The organism is Nitrospira sp. (assembly GCA_030692565.1).
Lineage (GTDB): Bacteria > Nitrospirota > Nitrospiria > Nitrospirales > Nitrospiraceae > Nitrospira_D.
Window position 1 is genome coordinate 41,705 of record JAUYAO010000034.1, and the last position, 21,082, is coordinate 62,786.

Annotated in this window: 21 protein-coding genes and 1 tRNA gene; 16 read left to right on the forward strand and 6 right to left on the reverse strand. The window is 57.5% G+C overall.

The window, feature by feature from the left end; translation table 11 throughout:
* Positions 1 to 74 precede the first annotated feature (74 nt).
* The 5 genes from rpsI to Q8N04_08620 form a co-directional block, all read right to left on the reverse strand.
* Positions 75 to 470 carry a 30S ribosomal protein S9 gene (gene rpsI / locus Q8N04_08600; protein ID MDP3090722.1) on the reverse strand — a complete coding sequence of 132 codons (396 nt, stop codon included), beginning with the start codon at positions 468 to 470 and terminating at the stop codon, positions 75 to 77.
* A 29-nt stretch (positions 471 to 499) separates the two neighbouring features.
* Positions 500 to 928 (reverse strand): 50S ribosomal protein L13, encoded by a 429-nt coding sequence (gene rplM / locus Q8N04_08605; protein MDP3090723.1) that lies wholly within the window; start codon positions 926 to 928, stop codon positions 500 to 502.
* Positions 929 to 968: 40 nt separating this feature from the next.
* Positions 969 to 1,454, reverse strand: a complete 486-nt coding sequence (locus tag Q8N04_08610) for a bifunctional nuclease family protein (GenBank protein MDP3090724.1) — start codon at positions 1,452 to 1,454, stop codon at positions 969 to 971.
* 13 nt (positions 1,455 to 1,467) lie between these two features.
* Positions 1,468 to 1,923 (reverse strand): bifunctional nuclease family protein, encoded by a 456-nt coding sequence (locus Q8N04_08615; GenBank protein ID MDP3090725.1) that lies wholly within the window; start codon positions 1,921 to 1,923, stop codon positions 1,468 to 1,470.
* Positions 1,924 to 2,118: 195 nt separating this feature from the next.
* Positions 2,119 to 2,400, reverse strand: a complete 282-nt coding sequence (locus Q8N04_08620) for a Fe(2+)-trafficking protein (GenBank protein ID MDP3090726.1) — start codon at positions 2,398 to 2,400, stop codon at positions 2,119 to 2,121.
* Between the two features lie 195 nt (positions 2,401 to 2,595).
* On the opposite strand from Q8N04_08620, the gene Q8N04_08625 reads away from it, so the two are divergent.
* From Q8N04_08625 to Q8N04_08635, 3 genes are all read left to right on the forward strand, one after another.
* A tRNA-Leu gene (locus tag Q8N04_08625) sits at positions 2,596 to 2,682 on the forward strand.
* A 198-nt stretch (positions 2,683 to 2,880) separates the two neighbouring features.
* Complete coding sequence (locus Q8N04_08630) at positions 2,881 to 3,642, forward strand: hypothetical protein (GenBank protein ID MDP3090727.1); 762 nt, start codon at positions 2,881 to 2,883, stop codon at positions 3,640 to 3,642.
* Between the two features lie 161 nt (positions 3,643 to 3,803).
* The gene (locus tag Q8N04_08635) at positions 3,804 to 4,070 is read left to right on the forward strand and encodes a sulfurtransferase TusA family protein (GenBank protein ID MDP3090728.1); all 267 of its coding nucleotides are present in this window, start codon (positions 3,804 to 3,806) and stop codon (positions 4,068 to 4,070) included.
* Between the two features lie 28 nt (positions 4,071 to 4,098).
* On the opposite strand, the gene Q8N04_08640 is transcribed toward Q8N04_08635, so the two are convergent.
* Complete coding sequence (locus Q8N04_08640; GenBank protein MDP3090729.1) at positions 4,099 to 4,839, reverse strand: SAM-dependent methyltransferase; 741 nt, start codon at positions 4,837 to 4,839, stop codon at positions 4,099 to 4,101.
* 67 nt (positions 4,840 to 4,906) lie between these two features.
* Between Q8N04_08640 and ccsA the strand changes: the two genes are divergently transcribed.
* From ccsA to Q8N04_08705, 13 genes are all read left to right on the forward strand, one after another.
* Entirely contained in the window at positions 4,907 to 5,710 is an 804-nt protein-coding gene (gene ccsA, locus Q8N04_08645) for a cytochrome c biogenesis protein CcsA (protein ID MDP3090730.1), read from the forward strand.
* 1 nt (position 5,711) lies between these two features.
* Positions 5,712 to 7,100, forward strand: a complete 1,389-nt coding sequence (gene hemA, locus Q8N04_08650; GenBank protein ID MDP3090731.1) for a glutamyl-tRNA reductase — start codon at positions 5,712 to 5,714, stop codon at positions 7,098 to 7,100.
* A 22-nt stretch (positions 7,101 to 7,122) separates the two neighbouring features.
* Positions 7,123 to 8,070, forward strand: a complete 948-nt coding sequence (hemC, locus tag Q8N04_08655) for a hydroxymethylbilane synthase (GenBank protein ID MDP3090732.1) — start codon at positions 7,123 to 7,125, stop codon at positions 8,068 to 8,070.
* The gene (gene cobA / locus Q8N04_08660) at positions 8,070 to 9,635 is read left to right on the forward strand and encodes a uroporphyrinogen-III C-methyltransferase (GenBank protein ID MDP3090733.1); all 1,566 of its coding nucleotides are present in this window, start codon (positions 8,070 to 8,072) and stop codon (positions 9,633 to 9,635) included. Before hemC ends, cobA begins: the two co-directional genes overlap by 1 nt.
* A gap of 45 nt (positions 9,636 to 9,680) precedes the next feature.
* Complete coding sequence (locus Q8N04_08665) at positions 9,681 to 10,073, forward strand: CBS domain-containing protein (protein ID MDP3090734.1); 393 nt, start codon at positions 9,681 to 9,683, stop codon at positions 10,071 to 10,073.
* A gap of 6 nt (positions 10,074 to 10,079) precedes the next feature.
* Complete coding sequence (gene hemB / locus Q8N04_08670) at positions 10,080 to 11,051, forward strand: porphobilinogen synthase (GenBank protein MDP3090735.1); 972 nt, start codon at positions 10,080 to 10,082, stop codon at positions 11,049 to 11,051.
* Positions 11,052 to 11,058: 7 nt separating this feature from the next.
* Complete coding sequence (locus Q8N04_08675) at positions 11,059 to 12,006, forward strand: bifunctional riboflavin kinase/FAD synthetase (protein MDP3090736.1); 948 nt, start codon at positions 11,059 to 11,061, stop codon at positions 12,004 to 12,006.
* Between the two features lie 8 nt (positions 12,007 to 12,014).
* Positions 12,015 to 13,481, forward strand: coding sequence for a tRNA lysidine(34) synthetase TilS (tilS, locus tag Q8N04_08680; GenBank protein MDP3090737.1), 1,467 nt, complete (start codon positions 12,015 to 12,017; stop codon positions 13,479 to 13,481).
* 1 nt (position 13,482) lies between these two features.
* Positions 13,483 to 14,022 (forward strand): hypoxanthine phosphoribosyltransferase, encoded by a 540-nt coding sequence (gene hpt / locus Q8N04_08685; protein ID MDP3090738.1) that lies wholly within the window; start codon positions 13,483 to 13,485, stop codon positions 14,020 to 14,022.
* A 113-nt stretch (positions 14,023 to 14,135) separates the two neighbouring features.
* The gene (ftsH, locus tag Q8N04_08690) at positions 14,136 to 15,947 is read left to right on the forward strand and encodes an ATP-dependent zinc metalloprotease FtsH (protein MDP3090739.1); all 1,812 of its coding nucleotides are present in this window, start codon (positions 14,136 to 14,138) and stop codon (positions 15,945 to 15,947) included.
* Positions 15,948 to 16,130: 183 nt separating this feature from the next.
* Positions 16,131 to 17,003: a dihydropteroate synthase gene (gene folP, locus Q8N04_08695; GenBank protein MDP3090740.1), complete on the forward strand. Its 873-nt coding sequence runs from the start codon at positions 16,131 to 16,133 to the stop codon at positions 17,001 to 17,003.
* Positions 16,996 to 18,345 (forward strand): phosphoglucosamine mutase, encoded by a 1,350-nt coding sequence (gene glmM / locus Q8N04_08700; protein MDP3090741.1) that lies wholly within the window; start codon positions 16,996 to 16,998, stop codon positions 18,343 to 18,345. The genes folP and glmM overlap by 8 nt, the downstream gene beginning before the upstream one ends.
* Before the next feature lie 26 nt (positions 18,346 to 18,371).
* On the forward strand, positions 18,372 to 20,903 hold the full coding sequence (locus Q8N04_08705; GenBank protein ID MDP3090742.1) for a DNA internalization-related competence protein ComEC/Rec2: 2,532 nt from the start codon (positions 18,372 to 18,374) through the stop codon (positions 20,901 to 20,903).
* Positions 20,904 to 21,082: the final 179 nt, after the last annotated feature.

The following is a 21,082-nucleotide window of genomic DNA, read 5'->3' on the forward strand; positions in this document are numbered from 1 at the left end:
GAGGGTGTCCGGTTGTAGGCACAAAAAAGGGAAGGCAAGGAGCCTTCCCTTTCTCGTTCTTTGGCTCCGGCTGTTTAGCGCTTGGAGTACTGGAAGCGCTTACGAGCACCCTTCTGTCCGTATTTCTTTCGTTCCTTCACGCGAGAGTCGCGGGTGAGGAGGCCTTCCTTCTTGAGCGGGGTCCGTACTGTAGGGCTCAAGACGACGAGCGCACGCGCAATGGCGTGACGGAGCGCACCGGCCTGACCGGTCGGGCCGCCTCCGTAGACCGTCGCGTTAATCGAATACTTGCCGGTGAGTCCGGCCATCTCCAGGGGAAGCTGGATGATTTGCCGGAGGGTGAGGCGGGGAAAGGCCTTTTCCAATGGCTTGTCATTCACGGTAATTTCACCATTGGCCGTCCCGGTTACCCAGGCTCTGGCTACGGCACATTTTCTGCGACCTGTTGCGTACTGTGTCACGGCTGCCATATCACTGGTCTCCTTCTGGTCCTAATAGGCTAGAGAGAAATAGGTTCCGGGTGTTGAGCCTGGTGCGGATGATTCGATCCGACATAGACGCGGAGTTTCTTTGCCATTCCGTTGCCGAGGGGGTTCTTGGGGAGCATTCCCTCAATGGCGCGTACCAACAATTCAGTCGGATCCTTCTTGAACAGATGTTGCGCATCAGTGGTCTTGAGTCCGCCTGGGTAACCCGAGTGGTGGATGTAAAGCTTGTCCTGCATCTTATTGCCGGTCAAATGGATCTTCTCGGCATTAATGATCACCACATGATCGCCCATATCCACGTTCGGGGTGAAGGTGGGGCGATGCTTGCCGCGGAGAATGCCGGCGACTTTCGCCGCCAGACGTCCCAGGGTCTTTCCCTCGGCGTTCACAAGATGCCACTGTTCTTTTACATTGGCCGGTTTTTCGAGATAAGTCGTCATGGTGATCTTCTACTCCTCGCAATTAGTCAACCCAAACATCCTAGACTTCTTGTGTGTCGATATCTTTCGTATCGAGCTTCGCGAGCCAGGCATCTAGGTGTTGCCCGCTGCGCCGTTTCCAGACGTCCTGGGTGGTATAGATCGGTGCGTGCGTTCGAAGGGCCAGGGCGATGGCATCGCTTGGCCGGGCATCGATCGACCGCTCCACCCCTTTGTTCTCCAAAAATACGGTGGCGTAATAGGTGCTGCTTTTCACGTCGGTCAGGACGACTCGCTTGGTCGTGATGCCGAAGTGCTCGCCGAAACTCTTGACCAAATCGTGGCTCATCGGTCGGGGCGGTGTGGCCGAATCCAGGGCGCGACGAATCGAGTCGCCTTCGGGGGCGCCGACCCAGATCATAAAGGTGTCCTGATCGTCGGTCCTGGTCAAGACGAGAATCCTGGTATCCGTATTGGCGTCTTCGACGACCCGGCTCACCGAGAGCGGGATGAGATCGGGATGGTGTGGGTGTACGGAGTCGTTCATGGTCAATGTCGCGTCAGGAGTCCAGCTTGCCGAAATCTTCCGGCTTCAGATTTTCTAACCATTGTTCGAGTTCTTCCGAGCTTTGCTTTCGGATAACCGACTCGTTCGCGAAAATGGGCGCCTCCGACCGGATCGCCAGTGCGATGGCGTCGCTGGGGCGTGAGTCGACGGCGTATTCCGAATCCTCGTACATCAAATGGATCTTGGCAAAATAGGTGTGCTCATTCAAGTCTGTGATGACCACACTAATCACTTTGGCGTTATAAGCGTCCAGGAAGGCCTTCATGAAATCGTGCGTCATTGGGCGTGGCGGCGCTACGTGCTCCAGGGCAAGGCTAATGGCGCTCGCTTCTGACTTGCCGACCCAAATCGGTAACATTTCGGCTTCGTCCTCATCGCGTAGCACCACGATATAGGCGTTGTTGTAGGGGTCGAACATCAACCCCTTGACCTGCATTTGCGTAATCATGACAAATTCAACCGTACATCCAAGTAAATGATCATGGAAGGCAGGCGAACAATGGAGGACTGTAGCATTTTCAAAAAGGGCCTGTCAACGAAGTCGGCGACAAGACAGGGAATTTGGTGAAGCGGCCCCGGGCGCTCGCTTGCGCCCGGGAAACGGTGTCGTCACCACATGCAGGGTGGAGAGCGCGACGACGGGCTAGGTGCCTTCGGGGCGGAAGTTTTCGGCGATCTTCGAGGTGTCGGCTTGACCTTCCAGCTTTAAGAAGGCCTTCATTTGTTTGCGGACCAGCTCTCGTCCGCTTTCGTCGCCGAGGTTGACCTGATACTCATTGATCACCATTACCCGCATGCCCTCCCACTTCTTCCAGCAGGCGGTGCAGACTTTTGCTTTGATGTCCTGTTCCAGCTTGCCGAGAAAGAGGGGAGCGGTAATTGCTTCTCCGGTTTGTCCGCATGTGACGCACGCTACCTCTGTCATATCTGTCATGCTCCTTTATACGAATATGTGTCCGGATGCTCGACGGCGGGAACAAACCAAAATGCCACGGTTCCCATTTCGCGACCGCATTCTAGCAGACGTATTCTTCTGAAGAAAAGAGGCGGTGCCGATTGACCCTTCCGAGGCTTCATGTTAGAAGAGGGGCGCATTGCATCATGCGCGTATTCTTGATGTGCCCGGATGGCGGAACTGGCAGACGCGCCGGACTCAAAATCCGGTTCTCGTAAGAGAGTGGGAGTTCGACCCTCCCTCTGGGCACCACATTTACGGATAACACATGCGATGGTAGTCATCGGTCCGGTCACAACCCAATTTATAGTAGAAAACCCTCTTGACAGGTTTTCCCTGTTGGCCTATAGTTCCGCGGTCATTAGAACGGACTCATGTACGTGATCACTCAAGGAATCTTGTTGTTCATCATCATCTCCACACATTATCTTTCTCACAAGGAGGCAGCACATGCGTAAGGTGTTGGCACTGGGAGCCACAATTCTTTTTGTCGGCTCTGTGGGTGTTGCGGTCGCGCAAGAGCGGTTGCAGCAGTCTGGCGGATCTGCGATGGGTGTCGGGACCGGAGTTGGCGACATTTCCGGAAGCGCCAACCGCGTTCAGGCGTTCGATCGGAATGCGTTTTTGGATCGCCTGTCTCAGCCGGAGACGGTGATGGGACGAGTGTTTGCGCTCGATGTTGCCCAGAACAGGTTGATGATTGAAACTGGTGGGGCTGGCCGCGTGCAGGATGAAGGACAGGAAGGAAAAGCTGGGTACGGCGCGCGAACTGTGATGACCTTGTACCTCACGGATCGGTCTAACATGCAAGCAATTAGGGCTTTGAATGTCGGAGATGATGTGACCATCCAGGTTACGGAAGAGACGACGGCGAATCAGCCTTTTGGTACCGGGAAAAAGATTGTCCTCGAAGCAAATGTGACCAATGTCACGGCGACTCGTCAAGGATTTGGTGGGCTCGGCCAGCGTCCGGATCCCACGAATGATCGGGCAATTTCTACGAACAGCGGTGGAATCACCGGTGGCGTGGCTGGGTCAGTGCTCCCAGGCAAAGTGACGGGGACCGTTGATACCACGATCAGCGAGTTTACCGGCGCGGCTCCTTGCTGGAACTGCGAACCGCAGCCCGGCATCGGATTTTCAGGCCAGAGCAAGTCTGACTACGGAGCGGCTGATTACAACAAGCCGAACCTCGTGAAGGGCTTGAACTAGACCTGATCTGGTTTCTTGTTTTTGGAAAGGGGCAGCTTCGGCTGCCCCTTTTTTTTGCCTTAATCTGAGTCCTGCTGCCTTGTTGTCGTGGGTTGTTGCTGGTAACGTAGACTCCTTATCGAGGCGGAAGCTTGACTGGTATTGATTGGCGAGGTGTGAAGATGGATAACAATGCAAATGTGCAACCGGGGATTTCGACGGATATCGAGTTGGATCTCCGCGGGGTCATCTGTCCGTATAATTTTGTGAAGACCAAGTTGAAGCTCGAGACGATGGATCAGGGACAGGTCTTAGCCGTGTTGTTGGATGATGGGGATCCCATTAAGAATGTTCCGCGCAGCGTGGAGAATGAGGGGCATACGGTACTTGCGCAAGATCGGGTCGGGGCCGCGTTTCGGGTGCGCATCAGGCGAGAGGAGACCGACTAGTTCGTTGATCGAGTTCCTTCCTTTTTCCCTATCGGCTTGTTCCTGCCACGATCATGGTAATTGCCCGTGGCGGTCGGATCCGTTTCAGCTGTTCTAGAATCAGACGGGCGGTTCCTCTCATAAGCGTTTCTTGCTGTTGGGTGAGGTCGCATGCGAGTGCGATTTTGCGGCGCGGTGCTGTTTTGGCAATGGCCTCTAGAATCGCCAGGCATGAGGTGGTCTGACAGAAGAGGATCGTCGGCTCTGCATGCGTCAGAGCCATTGCGAGCCGGTGCGTACCCGAGCCGGTCGGTGCAGGCATGTTTCCATAAAAGTGGAATGCTTCGGCGGAAAAACCTGCTGCAGCCATCGCAGCGGTCACGGCTGAAGGGCCGGGGATAGAATGGACGGGAAGGGAGTATTTGTGTGCTGCGGCAACCAGGAGGCTCCCAGGGTCCGAGATCACAGGCGAACCACAATCTGAGACCAAGGCAACGGATGCGCCTTGTTGCAGTCGGTCGATCAGGACCGCAACTTTTTCTTTGATCCTGGTCGGTCCATAGCTCGTGAGTACGGCGCACAGGTTGTGATGGCGTAGGAGTTCCTGCGTGGCGATCGGATCCTCAGTGGCGATCACATCCACCCGGTTGAAAATCCTAAGTGCACGGATCGTGATGTCATCGGGATGCCCGATGGGGACTCCAATCAGATAGAGTGAACCGACAGGCTTCTTCGCCGGCCGGCTGGGGGATTCCCCCGGTCGGCTTTGTTGACTCTGTTCTCGTCGCATCGCTATAATTCTCTTTTAATCCCGCAAGATACGGTTCGTTGTTCGTCGCAAAAGAGGGAATGCCCGCATGGCCGTAGTCTGCTTCATGGTGACGATGGGATTGTACTTCGTCGCGACCATTTCATTTCTTGCCTATCTATTGCGGCGCTCTGAAGCCCTGTCAAAAGTCTCTCTGGCCATTACCGCGGCAGGGTTTGTGATGCATACCCTCGCACTGGTTGCGCGGATGGTCGGGAGTTCTGCTGCCGCGCCTCCGAGTGTCCATGAGGCGCTCTCGTTCTTCTCCTGGATGCTCATTCTAGTATTTCTCGCCGTCGAGTTCCGCCACCGGATCCACGTATTAGGTTCTTTCATTGTTCCGCTTGCGCTGGTGTCTCTCATCTCAGCCGCGGCCTTGCCCGATACGGCTCCGACCCTGCAGCCGATGTTCCGAACGCTCTGGCTCCACGTCACCTTGAGCATGTTGGGGACGGTGGGTTTTGCCGTCGCGTTCGTTGCGGGTGTGATGTATCTCATCCAAGACCGCCTTCTCAAGTCGAAACGGTTCAACGTGTTGTATGCCAAGCTGCCGGCTCTGGATTTTCTTGACCATCTGAACCAGCAATCAATCATTCTCGGGTTTCCGCTCCTCACGCTCGGGATCATTACCGGTGCGATTTCCGCGGAGTTTGCCAAGGGGGCCTATGTGAGTTGGAACCCCGAACAAACCTGGGCGCTGGTGACCTGGTTATTCTACTTTGTCGTGCTTCTTGGACGTCTGACCGTGGGGTGGCGCGCGAAGCGGGCGGCCTACTTAACCGTAATCGGGTTCGCGGGCGTCATTTTGACGCTGATTGGCGTGGTCCTCAAGAGCTACGGGACGGTGTCGTGAGATGCATGTAATCGTAGTCGGGCTCAGTCATAAGACGGCGCCCGTCGAAATTCGCGAGAAGCTGGCGGTGCCGGAGAGCCGGATGGGCGAGGCGCTCAGCCGGCTGACGTCTTATTCCGGCGTGAAAGAAGGCTTGCTTCTGTCCACCTGCAATCGTGTCGAAGTCTATTCTGTCGTCGACGATATCGAGCAGGGGTATGGGCGGATCCAGGAATTCCTGGCCGATACCCATCTATCCCTCTCCTCTGAACAGCTGACCCCGCATTTGTATTGGCATGCCGGCGACCGAGCCATCACGCATCTGTTTCGTGTGGCGGCCAGTCTCGACTCGATGATCGTGGGTGAATCTCAGATCCTCGGGCAGTTGAAAGAGGCGTTTGAATCGGCGCTTGCGCATAAGACGACCGGGCTGATCATGAACAAGGTCGTCAAGAAAGCCATTTCCGTCGCCAAGCGCGTGCGGACCGAAACGAAGATTGCCGAGATGGCCGTGTCGGTCAGCTATGCGGCGGTCGAACTCGCCAAGAAGATTTTTTCGGACCTCGGGCATCGGACCGTCTTGCTGGTCGGGGCGGGGGAAATGGCCAAGTTGGCGGCCCAACACCTCATTGCGCAGGGGGTCGGCCAGGTGCGGATTACCACCAGGACCCCGCAACATGCCGTCGACTTGGCGGAGAAGTTCGGCGGGACGGCGGTGCCATTCGAGCAATACAAGGACGATATGGCGTCGGCCGATATCGTTCTGGTCTCGACGGGCGCGTCGCACTATCTCATCAGCGCCGACGATGTGCAGCGGGCGGTGACTGCGCGGATGAACCGGCCGATGTTTTTGATCGATATCTCGGTCCCGCGCAATATCGATCCGGGGGTGCGGCATGTCGACAATGCGTTTTTGTTCGATATCGACGATTTGAAGCAGCGGGTGGAAAAAAATCGCGCCGAGCGTTTGCAGGAAGCCGATAAGGCTGAGCAGATGGTGGTGGAAGAGGTCGGGGTATTGCGCGAGTGGATGAAGTCGTTGGAAGTGACGCCGACGATTGTCGCGTTGAAGCAGCGCGCGGATGAGATCAAGCGCAGCGAATTGGACAAGACCTTGGGGCGGCTCGCACACCTGCCGGCGCAGGATCGGGAGCTTGTCGAGGGGTTAGCGTCGTCGATTGTGAACAAGATGATTCACGGGACGATGGTGACGTTGAAGTCCGAGGTGAATTCGTCGAGCGGGGCGGCGTTTGTCGAAGCCGCGCGCCGCTTTTTCAGCCTTGAAGCGGCACAGCCTCCTGAGCCGCGTGGAGACTCAGCGGTCGAACCATCATCCTGTCTCGCCCACGATTTGAGTGAGCCTCTCATTGAGCAGGCTCCTTCTCGGACGGCCGGTCGGAAGCAACCGTAGAACTGATGTAGGAGTGAGACCTGTGTCGACACCAACAGCCGCACGAACCACACTGGTTCTGGGCACCAGGGCGAGTAAGCTGGCGTTACAGCAGAGCGAGTGGTTTCAGGCGCAGGTACAGGCGATTGCGCCTGATATCACGGTGACGCTCACCCGGATACAAACGTCGGGCGACAAGATCGTCGATGTGCCCCTCGCGAAGATCGGCGGAAAGGGCCTGTTCGTCAAGGAAATCGAAGAGGCCCTGTTGAGCGGCGAAATTGATTTTGCGGTGCATAGCATGAAAGACGTCCCGACGCAGTTGCCGGACGGGCTGGAGATTCTCTGTGTGCCTCCGCGCGAGGATTCGCGGGATGCGTTGATCAGCCGAACGGGTTGCCGCTTTCAGGAGTTACCCGTCGGAGCCCGTGTGGGATCGAGCAGCCTGCGCCGGCAATCGCAGTTTCTTCACGCGCGACCGGATCTCCGGATCGAGATGCTCCGGGGCAATCTCGATACCCGGTTGAAGAAACTGAAAGAAGGGCAGTTCGATGCGATTATCCTGGCCGCTGCCGGACTACGGCGTTTGGGATGGACGGAAGAAATCACCGAATATCTCGATCCGCAACTCTGTCTTCCAGCGATCGGGCAAGGGGCTTTGGGCATTGAGGGGCGGTCGAATGATCAGTTCGTGCGCTCCATTTTGAGCCGGCTGACCCATCAGCCGACGCAGGTGGCGGTGACGGCCGAACGTGCGTTGTTGCATCGATTGGAAGGCGGTTGTCAGGTGCCGATCGCGGCTTATGCGACATTGACGAATGACCAGGTGCATCTGGAGGGGCTGGTGGCGAGTGTGGATGGCAAGACCGTCATTCGAGATGCCGTGCAAGGAACGAGGGCCGAGGCGCAGGTCTTGGGTACCAGGCTGGCGGAACGGTTGCTCGCGCGGGGTGCGGACAAGATTCTGGGTGAGATTTATGGAAGGGCGTGATGTCAGGTAAGCCCCACAGTGGCAGAGTCTATCTGGTCGGAGCGGGTCCGGGAGATCCGAAGCTCTTGACCTTGCGGGGCAAGGAATGCCTTGAGCAGGCCGATGTGGTGTTCTACGATTACCTCGCGAATCCCGTGTTGTTGTCTCATGCTCCGCTCCGGGCCGAGCGCATTTACGTGGGCCGGCGGGGGCGCGGACAATACCAACCCCAAGAAACTACGAACCGCATGCTCATTGAGCGGGCGACGCAGGGACAGGTCGTGGTCCGCCTGAAGGGCGGCGATCCGTTCGTATTCGGTCGCGGGGGAGAGGAAGCGGAAGCGTTGGCCGCCGCGGGAGTGTATTTTGAAGTGGTGCCCGGTGTGACGGCGGCTGTAGCCGCTCCCGCCTATGCCGGAATTCCCGTAACCCATCGGACGATGGCATCGACCGTGACGTTTGTCACGGGCCATGAAGATCCCGATAAGCCCACCACCGCGCTTGAGTGGCCACGGCTGGCCAGTAGTCACGGCACGCTGGTGTTCCTGATGGGGATGAAAAACCTTCCTTCGATTGTGTCGAATCTTATCGCCGAAGGCCGTCCGGCGACGACCCCGGTCGCCTTGATTCGATGGGGAACCAAAGCGGCGCAACGCACCGTAGTCGGGACGCTGGCCGATATTGTGGAGCAGTCCCGGCAGGCGAAGCTGGAGCCACCGACGGTCGTGGTCGTAGGAGAGGTGGTCGCGCTTCGAGAGCAGTTGAACTGGTTCGAGCGGCGGCCGCTGTTCGGAAAGCGTGTGTTGATGACGCGTGCGAAAGAGCAGGCGGGAGAGCTGGCCGGCTTACTTGCAGCCGCCGGCGCGGAGCCGATCGAAGGGGCCACGATTCGCATCGTCGAGCCGAATGATTGGGCGCCGGTCGATCGAGCGATTGACGCGCTCGGCCAGTATGACTGGGTGATTTTTACCAGCGTCAATGGTGTCGCGCAGTTTATGAAGCGGCTGCAGAAATGCGGGCATGATGCGCGCAGCTTTGCAGGGCGACGCATTTGCTGCATCGGGCCCCGCACGGCCGAGGAGTTGGCGACGTATGGCCTCAATGCGGATGTGGTTCCGGCTGAGTATCAGGCCGAGGGGGTGCTGGCGACGCTGGCTGAGTCGGATCTGTCGCGGGCCCGCGTGCTCATCCCGCGGGCTGAAGTCGCGCGCGAGCTCCTGCCTGAGGAGTTACGGTCTCGCGGGGCGGTGGTCGACGTCGTTCCGGTGTATCGCACAGAAGTTCCACGAGACTCCGTCGAGAGCTGGAAGCAGTTGTTGGTGGACCGGGAGATCGAGTGTGTGACCTTTACCAGTTCGTCGACGGTCCGAAACTTTATTGAGTTGGTCGGGGGTGAAGCGCAGGCACGGGTCCTGGTACAATCGGTCGTGGTGGCCTGTATCGGACCGATCACGGCACAGACCGCACGAGAGGCGGGATTTTCGGTTGCGATCATGCCCAACGAGAATACGATTCCGGCGTTGGTCGAGGCGATGGCAGGATATTTTGGGAAAGGCGTGTCGGTGGCTACGGCAACGGCGCCGTAGCGGTGTGATGACGGGCAGATACACAGCAAAAGGGAGGAGTATCCAATGGTTCCTGTGAAATCGTTCATGATTCCTCGAGAGAAATTTGTCACCGTGGCCCGTGATACCGACGCCCAGACGGCGGCGCGGATTATGCGTGATCGCGGGATCGGCAGCTTGTTCATTACCAACGACAAAGAGATTATCGGTATCGTGACCGACACGGACATGATGCGCCGGGTGGTGGCGTCGGGGTCGGATGCGACGAAGGCGACGGTGGAGCAGATCATGTCGGCTCCGATCATGACGATCGAGGAGAGCAAGACGCTGCTGGATGCCAACGACCTGATGGCTCAGGCGCATGTGCGCCACCTGGGCGTGACGCGCGAGGGGAAGTTGGTCGGTGTGATTTCTGTTCGTGATTTGGTGGTCTTTCTGACGAATTTGCCAAGGAAGTAGGATTGTATGGCGTTTCCGATCCAGCGGTTACGGCGGCTCCGGCAACAGGACTCGTTTCGGCGGATGGTGCGGGAAACCGTGCTGTCTCCGGCGGATTTCATCTACCCCTTGTTCGTCGTCGAGGGGCAGGGCCGGCGTGAGGAGATCGGGGCCATGCCCGGCCAGTTCCGCCTGTCGGTCGATCTGCTGGTGAAGGAGGCGGCGGCGGTCAAGTCTCTTGGCATTCCCGCGATTATCCTGTTCGGCATTCCTGCGAAAAAAGATGACCGGGGGACATCAGGGTACGATCCGAACGGGATCGTGCAGCGGGCGATTAAGGCGGTCAAGGATCAAGTGCCGGGGCTGGCCGTCATTACGGATGTCTGTATCGATGAATACACCGATCATGGCCATTGCGGTATTGTGAAAAACGGCAAAATTCTCAATGACGAAACGCTGGAGTGTTTGCGCACGATGGCCCGCACGCATGCTGAAGCCGGCGCCGATATGGTGGCCCCTTCCGATATGATGGATGGACGGGTGGCTGCGATTCGTGCGGAGCTCGATCAGGCGGGCTTCCCCGAACTGCCGATCATGGCGTATGCCGCAAAGTTCTCATCTTGTTTCTATGCCCCGTTTCGGGATGCCGCGTATTCGAGCCCGCAGTTTGGCGATCGCCAGTCGTATCAGATGGATCCGGCCAACGGACGGGAAGCGTTGCGCGAAATCGATTCGGACGTGGAGGAAGGGGCGGATATCGTGATGGTCAAACCGGCCATGCCCTATCTGGATATTATCGCCCAGGCTCGCGCGCGGACCTTGCTTCCCATCGCGGCGTACCAAGTCAGCGGTGAGTACAGCATGATCAAAGCCGCGGGGCGCGCCGGCTGGCTGGATGAAACGCGCGCCATGATGGAATCGCTGCTTTCGATCCGGCGGGCCGGGGCCGATCTCATCTTGACCTACTTCGCGAAGGATGCCGTCCGGCAGCTCCATTGATACCCGCATGAAGGTGACGCGCGGATACTCAGGCGGCGAAGGGCGGCCCTACCCGGTGGCCACGGTCGGCAATTTTGACGGGCATCATCTCGGCCATCGCTCGCTGCTGCAGACGGTCGTAGAGACCGCGCGTCGGAGGGAGGGCACGGCGCTTGTGCTGACGTTCGATCCCCATCCGGTCAAGATTCTCGCTCCCCATGTCGATTTGAAGTTTCTCACGAGCCCTGAAGAAAAGTTGCAACGTTTCGAGGATGCGGGCATCGATGAAGTCATTGTCCTGGAGTTCGATCCGGCGTTCGCGAGTCTCTCGCCGGAAACCTTCACGGAACTGGTTTTGTATCGCGGGTTGCACCTGCGGCAGATTTTTGTCGGGCAGCATTTTGTCTTCGGCAAGGGGCGTACGGGCAATGTCGCCTCGTTGACGGTGATGGGGAAACGATTCGGATTTTCCGTGAATCCTGTCTCGCCGGTGATTGCCGACGGCGGCATCGTCAGTTCCACGCGTGTGCGTAAATTAGTGCAAGAGGGGCAGGTCGATCTCGCGGCCCGGTTGCTGGGACGCCAGTATGCGATGCAGGGAGTCGTCATGCCGGGTGCCCAGCGGGGGCAGGAGTTGGGCTGGCCGACGGCCAATCTGCGATTGCCGGTTGAGCGGGTGATTCCGCCGAACGGAGTGTATGCGACGGTGACGATTTGGAATCAGCAGCGGTTCGATTCCGTTGCGTATATCGGGTCCCGGCCGACGTTTGATGCCGGCGAGCGGCTGATGGAAGTCCATTTATTGAATGAGCGGCAGGATCTGTACGGAGAGTCGATCGAGGTGCGGTTTCTTCAGCGGCTGCGCGGCGACACCAAGTTCCCCAGCGGCGCCGATTTGAGCCGCCAAATCGCGATCGATGTGGAGCGAGCCAAAGCGATTTTACAAGAACATCGCAGTGCGCTGTCGGCAGGATGATGGCGGGTATGGCAATGGTCGAACAACGCGTCTCGCGGAGAGCCTGGCCTCCGTTGCTGCACCGGGTCGTCAAGACGGTGCGGGCGCGCGGGTTGTTTGAGCCGGGGCACCACCTGCTCGTAGCCGTGTCTGGCGGCCCGGACTCCGTAGCGCTGTTGACGCTCCTCCATCGTCTGGTCCCCCGTTGGCGATTGCGACTGACGGCGGTCCATTTCAATTACGACCTTCGTGGACGCGAGTCCGATGAGGATCAGGCGTTTGTGATGTCGCTGTGCGAGGCGCTTCAGGTGCCGCTTCGCAGCGTGCCGCTGGACGTTCGGACTCGCCCGCAGCGAATTTCTCTTCAGGCCCAGGCGCGCGACGTACGCTACCGTGCCATGGCCAAGCTGGCCGAAGAGGTCGGTGCGGATCGCATTGTCGTCGGCCATACGGCGGATGATCAGGCGGAAACGATTGTGCTCTGGATGTTGCGTGGAGCCGGAATCACGGGTCTGGCGGGTATGCCGGTTCAACGCGACGGGATGATTATTCGCCCGCTGTATGAGGTCAGGCGCCGGGAGGTGCTGGAATTTCTTGGCGCGATGGGGCAAGCGTATCGACAGGATTCCAGTAATGCGAAGCCGATCTACGCGCGTAACCGTATTCGTCATCAGTTGCTTCCCGTACTCAATCAGATTGTACCTGGGGCCGTCGATGCGCTTTGCCGGATGGGTGATTTGTGCCGAGAGGACGATCGGTATCTGGAGGACCAGACGATCATGGTGTGCGCCTCACTGGTTCAGCCGGATGGTGCCGAGGGATATTCCATCGACCGGCTTCGTCTTCAGGCGCAACCGCTGGCCCTGCAACGGAGGGTCTTGCGCGAGGTGTTTCGCCGGATGCATCCGATTCGGCGGGCCTCGAGTCTCGCGACGGTTGAGGCCGTGCGGCGGCTGCTCTCGTCACATCGAGGAGGGGCCACGCACTGTACCGGGGGTGTGCACATTCGGGTGACTGAGAACGCGCTGCTCATGCAGCCGGCTCAAGCGGTTGCTCTCCCGCAGGAGTCTAAGGCGGGACTCGAACGGCGCTCGGTGCAGATCCCTTCCGTCATCGAATGGACTGGTACGGGACAACGAATTCGAGTACAAGAAGGGGCTCGTGAAGCGGCCCATCAATTGTCCGCTTCCCAGGGATGGGTGATGATCGTCGATGCGGATTTGTTGTCGTATCCGCTGCACATTCGATCCTGGAAACCCGGGGATCGATTTGCCCCGGCGGGCATGAAGGGACGATCCAAGAAGTTGCAGGATTACTTTGTGGATCTCAAGGTCCCTGCGGCGCAACGGAGACGAATTCCGATCTTGGATTCTCCTCAAGGAATTGTAGGTGTGTTGGGATTTCGGCCGGATGGGCGGTTTCAAGTGAGCGCCCACACGCGCCGATATCTGGCCATCAGTCTTGAGAAGGTGTCAGTCACGAAGGGAGCGCATTAGCATGGAGCGTGTGTTTGGCCGGCCGATTGTGACGCAGGAACAGATGCGAACCCGCATCCGGGAATTGGGCAAGCAGATTAGCGCCGACTATGCAGGCAAAGATTTGGTACTCGTGGGGGTGCTCAAGGGAGCGTATGCCTTTTACGCGGACCTGGCTCGCGCCATCCGGATTCCGATCCACATCGACTTTATCGTAGTATCCAGTTACGGTGGCAAGACCAAGACGTCGGGGAAGGTGAAGCTCGTCACCGACCTTACGGAACCGATTAAGGGCAAGGATGTACTGTTGGTCGAGGACATCGTTGATTCGGGGTTGACCGTTCAGTACTTGCTGAAAACCTTCGCGAAGAAGAAGCCGAAGTCGCTGAAGGTCTGTACGCTGTTGAGCAAGCCGGACCGGCGGCAAGTCACGGTGCAGGTCGATTACGAGGGCTTCAAGATCCCCGATCATTATGTGGTCGGGTATGGACTGGACTATCAGCAGCAATATCGAAATTTGCCGTATCTGGCCGTCTTGGATCTCGCGGAAGAAGAGGCGTAAGCTTTGGACTTGATGTTGTCACTTTTGTCGACCCTGTGTTAACATCACCCACATTCAGTGGTGTCATGTGACGTATCTTCCTCTGATTTAACGTTCCCACGAAGGAGATCTGGATGAATTCCAGGGTGAAGAACCTGCTCTTTTGGGTGGTTGTCGGCTTGTTTATGATTTTGCTGTTCAACCTGTTCAGCGTGCCGACTCACGCGCCTGAAGAAGATGTGATCTTTAGCGACTTCATGGCGAAGATTGAAAAAGGCGACGTCGAAAAGGCCATCATCAAGGGGAATCACATCAGTTCGGTCTTGAAAGACAAGACGCGGATCCGGACTTTTTCGCCGGATTATCCGGACCTGGTGAAGGTCTTGCGCGAGAAGGATGTGCAGATCGAGGTCAAGCCACCGGAAGAGAGTCCTTGGTACATTACCTTCTTGGTGACTTGGGGGCCGTTCATTCTGTTCCTCGGGCTCTGGTTTTTCCTGATGCGGCAGATGCAAGTCGGGGGCAATAAAGCCTTGTCGTTCGGGAAGAGTCGAGCGCGGATGTTGACGGAAGACCGCAAGAAGGTCACGTTTTCAGATGTGGCGGGGATTGAAGAGGCGAAAGAAGAAGTTCTTGAAATCATCGAGTTTTTGAGGGATCCGCGCAAGTTCCAAAAGCTTGGTGGCAGGATTCCCAAAGGCGTTCTGATCGTTGGCCCTCCGGGAACCGGCAAGACGTTGCTTGCCAAGGCGATTGCCGGCGAAGCCGGAGTGCCGTTCTTCAGCATCAGCGGTTCTGATTTCGTTGAAATGTTTGTGGGGGTCGGTGCCTCACGCGTGCGCGACTTATTCGAGCAGGGGAAAAAACACGCGCCCTGTATTATTTTTATCGATGAAATCGATGCGGTGGGACGGTTGCGTGGCGCGGGTTTAGGCGGCGGGCACGATGAACGGGAGCAGACGCTCAATCAATTGCTGGTTGAGATGGACGGCTTCGATACGACGGAAGGCGTAATTTTAATTGCCGCCACGAACCGGCCTGACGTGCTGGATCCGGCGTTGTTGCGGCCTGGCCGGTTCGATCGGCAGGTCGTGGTGAATCGGCCTGATTTGAGAGGCCGTTCTGAAATTTTGAAGGTGCACACGAAGAAGGTGCCGGTAGCGGCCAACGTCGAATTGGAAAAGATTGCTCGTGGGACACCCGGTTTCTCCGGAGCGGATCTGGAAAATCTGGTGAACGAGGCTGCGCTCTGGGCTGCCCGTCAGAATAAAAAAGAAGTCGAGGTCGTTGATTTTGAAATGGCCAAAGACAAGGTCCTCATGGGGGCCGAACGGAAGAGCATGATGCTTACCGACGAAGAAAAGCGCACGACGGCCTATCATGAGGCGGGCCATGCGTTGATGGCCAAGCTCCTGCCAGGAACGGATCCTGTTCACAAGGTCACCATCATCCCACGCGGACGCGCGTTGGGCGTCACGATGCAGTTGCCGACCGATGACCGGCACAATTACTCAAAGGACTTCCTGTACAACAACCTCGCCATCTTGATGGGAGGACGAGTCGCTGAAGAGTTGGTGCTCCACCATGTCACGACCGGGGCTGGGAACGATATTGAACGGGCGACGGATCTGGCGAGAAAGATGGTCTGTGAGTGGGGAATGAGCGAAAAGCTAGGTCCGCTGACGTTCGGACGGAAAGAAGAAGAGATTTTCCTGGGTCGTGAAATCGCCACGAAGCGGGATTTTAGCGATCAAGTTGCACTGGATATTGATCTTGAGGTCCGACGTCTTGTGACGGAGAATTATGACCGTGCCAAGCGGATTCTGACCGAGAACATGGTCAGCTTGAAGGCCCTGGCTGAAGCGTTGCTTGAAAAAGAAGTACTCGATGCACCGGAAATCGATGCGATTCTGTTGCAGTCATCCTCGCAGACCGTACCTGCCTAGTCTGCTCCAAATTTCTGCCGCGCTTCCAGTTTGGGCACCGGAAGCGCGGCATCAGTCATTCTATAGACGCCGATAGACGCGACAACCGATTGCGGCCTATTCTTTTATCGCGGTCGGAGCGCTGGCCTCTGATATCTATCAGGGCTCAGCGTTGTGAGAACGGTGTATGTCCGGAGGACTTTGGTGAAAAGCTATACCGTATTTGCCAAGGGGCGGCTGATTCCAATCCTGGACTGTCCGCTCCTGATGGGTATCGTGAATGTCACTCCGGACTCTTTTTCCGACGGGGGACGCTATGTGACGGTGGATCAGGCTGTCGAACGGGCGATGGCACTCGTCGCACAGGGCGCGGATATTCTCGATCTGGGCGCAGAATCGACGAGGCCTGGGGCGATGCCGGTCGGTGAGCAGGAGGAGCTGGATCGCGTACTGCCGGTCTTACTTGAGGTGATGAAGCGGACGGCCGTGCCGATTTCTGTGGATACGATGAAGTCCCGGGTGGCACGGGAAGCGCTTAACGCGGGTGCCTCAATCATCAACGACGTGACGGCCCTGCGTTTCGACCCTGACATGGCCGCCGTGGTGGCCCAGTCTGGCGCCGGAGTTGTGATGATGCACATGCAGGGCTTGCCGATGACAATGCAGGAATCTCCTAGGTATGATAGTGTAGTCAGCGATGTCGGTAGGTTTTTTGTCGAGCGAATCGCCGCTGCGGAGCGCGCCGGGATTGCGAAAAGCCAGATCGTGCTTGATCCGGGGTTTGGTTTTGGTAAGCTGCTGATACATAACTTGGAATTGTTGAACCACTTGTCCTCATTCGACCAATTGGGCTGTCCTGTGCTGGCAGGGGTGTCGCGAAAAGCCTTTCTGGGAAAAATTCTGGATCGCCCGGTGCAGGATCGGGAATGGGGAACGGCTGCGGCCGTCGCGCTGGCGGTGGATCGTGGCGCCTCGATCATTCGAGTGCATGATGTGGCGAGCATGAAGGATGTCGTGATGGTTGCCGCAGCGGTACGTGCGGCGTCTCTTACCTCGAAACAGGAAGATTATGCGTAAACTATTCGGAACGGATGGGATTCGCGGGGTTGCCAATCTGGAGCCCATGACGAGCGAAATGGCGATGCAACTCGGGCGTGCGGCCGCGCATCTGTTTATGCGCCGCGCGGGACGCCATCAGATCGTGATCGGGAAGGATACGCGCATCTCTGGCTACATGCTGGAATCCGCGCTCACCGCCGGCATCTGTTCCATGGGTGTGGATGTGTTGCTGGTGGGGCCGATGCCGACGCCGGCGATTGCGTTTTTAACCAGGAGTCTTCGTGCGGATGCGGGGGTCGTGATATCGGCGTCGCACAATGCGTATCAAGACAACGGCATTAAGTTTTTTTCGAATGATGGCTTTAAATTGCCGGACGAAATGGAAGCACGCATTGAGGACTTGATCGTATCAAACGAGATCAGTCATCTCCGCCCCACCGCGGATTTAATCGGAAAGGCGTTTCGTGTCGATGATGCGGAGGGACGCTACATTGAATTTGCCAAGCGCTCCTTGCCGCGCGAGCTGGACTTTCAGGGAATCAAGTTAGTGGTCGATTGCGCCAACGGAGCGGCCTACAAGTTGGCGCCAAAGGTGTTGCGAGAACTTGGGGCGAAGGTCGAGGTAATCGGGTGCGAACCCAACGGCATGAATATCAATGCCGGATGCGGGGCGGTGCATCCTGGGCAACTACAGGAAGCCGTGCGTCGTCACAAGGCGGACATCGGGATTGCGCTTGACGGGGATGCCGATCGAGCGATCTTTGTGTGTGAGCAGGGAACCATTGTCGACGGCGATCATGTCATGGCGGCATTGGGGCTGGACTTGCATCAGAATGGACTCCTCGCCAAGCAAACCCTGGTCGGAACGGTCATGAGTAACTTCGGGCTTGAGCTCTGCATGGCCAAAGCGGGCGTCACGTTGCTTCGGACTCCCGTGGGTGATCGCTATCTTCTCGAACGTATGCTTGCTGAAGGCTATAACTTCGGCGGCGAGCAATCCGGACACTTCATCTTTCTGGACCACAATACGACGGGCGATGGTCTCATCTCCGCGCTCCAGATGATCTCGTTGATGAAGCGGACGGGGAAACCGCTTTCCGAATTGGCTCAGGCCATGTCCGCTGTTCCGCAAATTCTGCTCAATATTAAGGTCAAGCAGAAGCCAAAATTGGAGTCAGTGCCAGAGATTGACCGTGCGATTCGCGAGAGTGAACGCCGCTTGAACGGGAGCGGTCGTGTTCTGGTCCGCTACTCCGGGACGGAACCGCTTCTCCGGATTATGGTCGAAGGTGAGCGGGATAGCGTGATCAAAGAAGTTGCCGAGGATCTCTCGCGCCTTGTGCGTACGCACCTCACGTAGTAGCCGTTTCGTTGCCGGGAAGGCTCATGCTGCCATCCCTTTGTGTTGCCTTTCTCACGGGGCTTGTGCTCGGTTCGTTCCTTCCATTCTTTCCCATCGCTCTACTCTTCGTTTTACTTGTATTCATGTTGATTCTTTCGGCTCTTGAACGAGCCGGAGCCATCGACCAGCCTAAAAGCTTCATGTGGTCTGCGGCCCTCTGTCTGGGAGTGGTCTATTGGGCAGGGGTGACGCCGCCCATCGCTGACTCTGCCCGTGATGATCTCTTGTCGGCTTCAAGTTTGGAGTATACGGGGAGAGTTGTCGGCCTTGTGCAGCATGGGCCATCTCGCCTGACGATGTTGGTTGAAATCATTTCAGGCTCTGAGGGAGTACCGCTTGCGCGCCGGATTAAGCTGACCTGGCGAGACCCCGGGAATGCCGTACGGGCGGGCGATCAGATTGAGTTTCGAGCGAGGTTGCGCGTTCCGACGGGATCTCTCAATCCCAGAGGATTCGACTATGCAGCCTATGTTGAACGGCAAGGCATCGAAGCCGTGGGGACCGTCACAGGGCCTGAAGCCGTTCACCTGCTTCCGTTGGCAACTGAGCCGAACTGGTGGTGGAGAGGTTGGGGGCACATCGATCGTTGGCGAGGGGTCATTCGAGAGAAAGCGCTCCAATCGTTACCCCAGCCGGCCTGCGGTCTGTTTCTGGGGATCGTGATCGGAGAGCGGGGGTATGTCCAGGAGGATTTGCAAGAATGGTTCATGACCACGGGGACCATTCACCTGCTGTCAATCTCGGGGTCGCATTTAGGCCTGATCGCGGTGGTGGTGTTTGGGACGATCCGTCGAGCCCTCACCGTTCTGCCTGCCTTGATGCTCTTAGGAATGTCGAGATTTGCAACGCCGACTCGTGTGGCGATCCTCTGCACCTGGCTGATCGTGACGTTCTACGCGCTGCTTGCTGGCGCGGAACTCGCAACCATGCGGGCCTGGGTCATGATTAGCTTGGGGCTGGCTACTATTTGGATCGGTTCGGAGCGCCATCTTTTGCATGCCCTGGCTGGGGCGGCGTGCTTGATTCTCTTGCACGATCCACGCGCGATTGGAGATATCTCGTTTCAACTGTCGTTCCTATCAGTCCTGGCAATCATCTGGATCGTGGCCTCTCCGTCTCGCCAGGATAATCCTGAAGAACAACCCGGCACGAAGTGGAAAGTGTGGGGTCGTCACGTTCGAGAGGCGGTTATCCTGGGGGCCGCGGTGACACTGGTGACGACCCCGCTAGTGGCCTGGTATTTCAATCAGGTGCCCTGGCTGGGCCTGGTGACCAACCTGGTCGCCGTTCCATTCACGGGAATGATCCTTGTTCCGTTCGGTCTGCTGTCCGCACTGGTGACGCTTGTGAATGTTTCCGGAGACCTCCCGCTTGCGTTTATCCAAGAGCGTCTACTGGAGTGGATCGTAAATGCCTTGCACTGGTGTGCGACGCTCCCAGGGAGCGACTGGCGTGTGTCCGCACCTCCTCTTTGGGGCATGGCCGTGTTTTATCTAGGCCTTCCCCTCATAGTGGGTACGATACGGTTGTCGTACCACCGGGCCATCGGGACGGCGCTCGTGGGGACGGCGTTAGGTGGGTGGATCCTGTCCGGGACTCCGATCGCAGACGGGGATCGCTGGCGCGTCACTTTTCTTGATGTTGGGCAGGGAGACAGTGCGCTGATTCAAGTTCCAGATGGGAAGACCGTGCTCATTGATGGGGGAAGACGGTTCGAGCGGTTCGATATGGGGCGCGGTGTGATAGGTCCTTTTCTGCTGAATCAGGGGATTCGCCGGCTGGACCATGTGATTGCCACGCATCCGCAACTGGATCATGTCGGCGGGCTTCCCTGGATTATTCGCCACCTTGATGTGGGAGCGTTCTGGCATACGGGCATTGAGCGATCCGAGCCGCTCTTCAGAGAGTTGCGCCAGGCTGTGGCAGAGCGGAACGTGCAAGCCTATGTTGCGACACGCGGGGATGAAGTGGTTCGGGGAGAGTCCTGCCGACTTACGGTGCTGAATCCGATCAGGACGCGCGACAATGGAGGCTCCATCCAGAGTCTTAGCGGGACATTCCTCAATAATGAGTCTGTGGTCGCGCAACTGATCTGCGGTTATCAGAGTGTTTTGTTTGCCGCTGATATCGAAACAGACGGGCTCCACCGTCTGACAGTCATGGGACAAAGCCCGGTGACCGTGCTTAAAGTTCCCCATCACGGAGCACGCAGTTCGTTGGATCGCGAATGGATGGCGCTGGCTCGACCGCGGTACGCCGTGTTTTCGGTCGGGCGGCATAATTCATACGGGCATCCTGTTCCTGACGTGGTTGAAGCCTATTCAGCCATTGAGAGTGAAGTGGTCAGAACAGATCGGGATGGGGCGATCATCGTGACAGGCCGGCTCTCGACCTCTGGCATCCAGGTGCGGAGAATGCGCGATCTCGTGTTGCAACCGGTGATACCGCGAGAGTGTCTCTGGGATTGCGAGTGGCGCAACTGGCATCGAGTGTGGATGCAGGCGCATGAGTTCTAGACGGTAAGCTGTTCCACCTACATGGTTCCTCCACTTCTGCTCAGATTGGGTCTTAGCCAATTCCGTACATTGATGGCGTAGGAATGGTTGTTTATGTCCATTCTTGTCCACAATGCTGGGGTGTCCCATCACAAGTCCGCGAGTTTCCTCACTATTGTCATAATGCTATCAAGGCATAG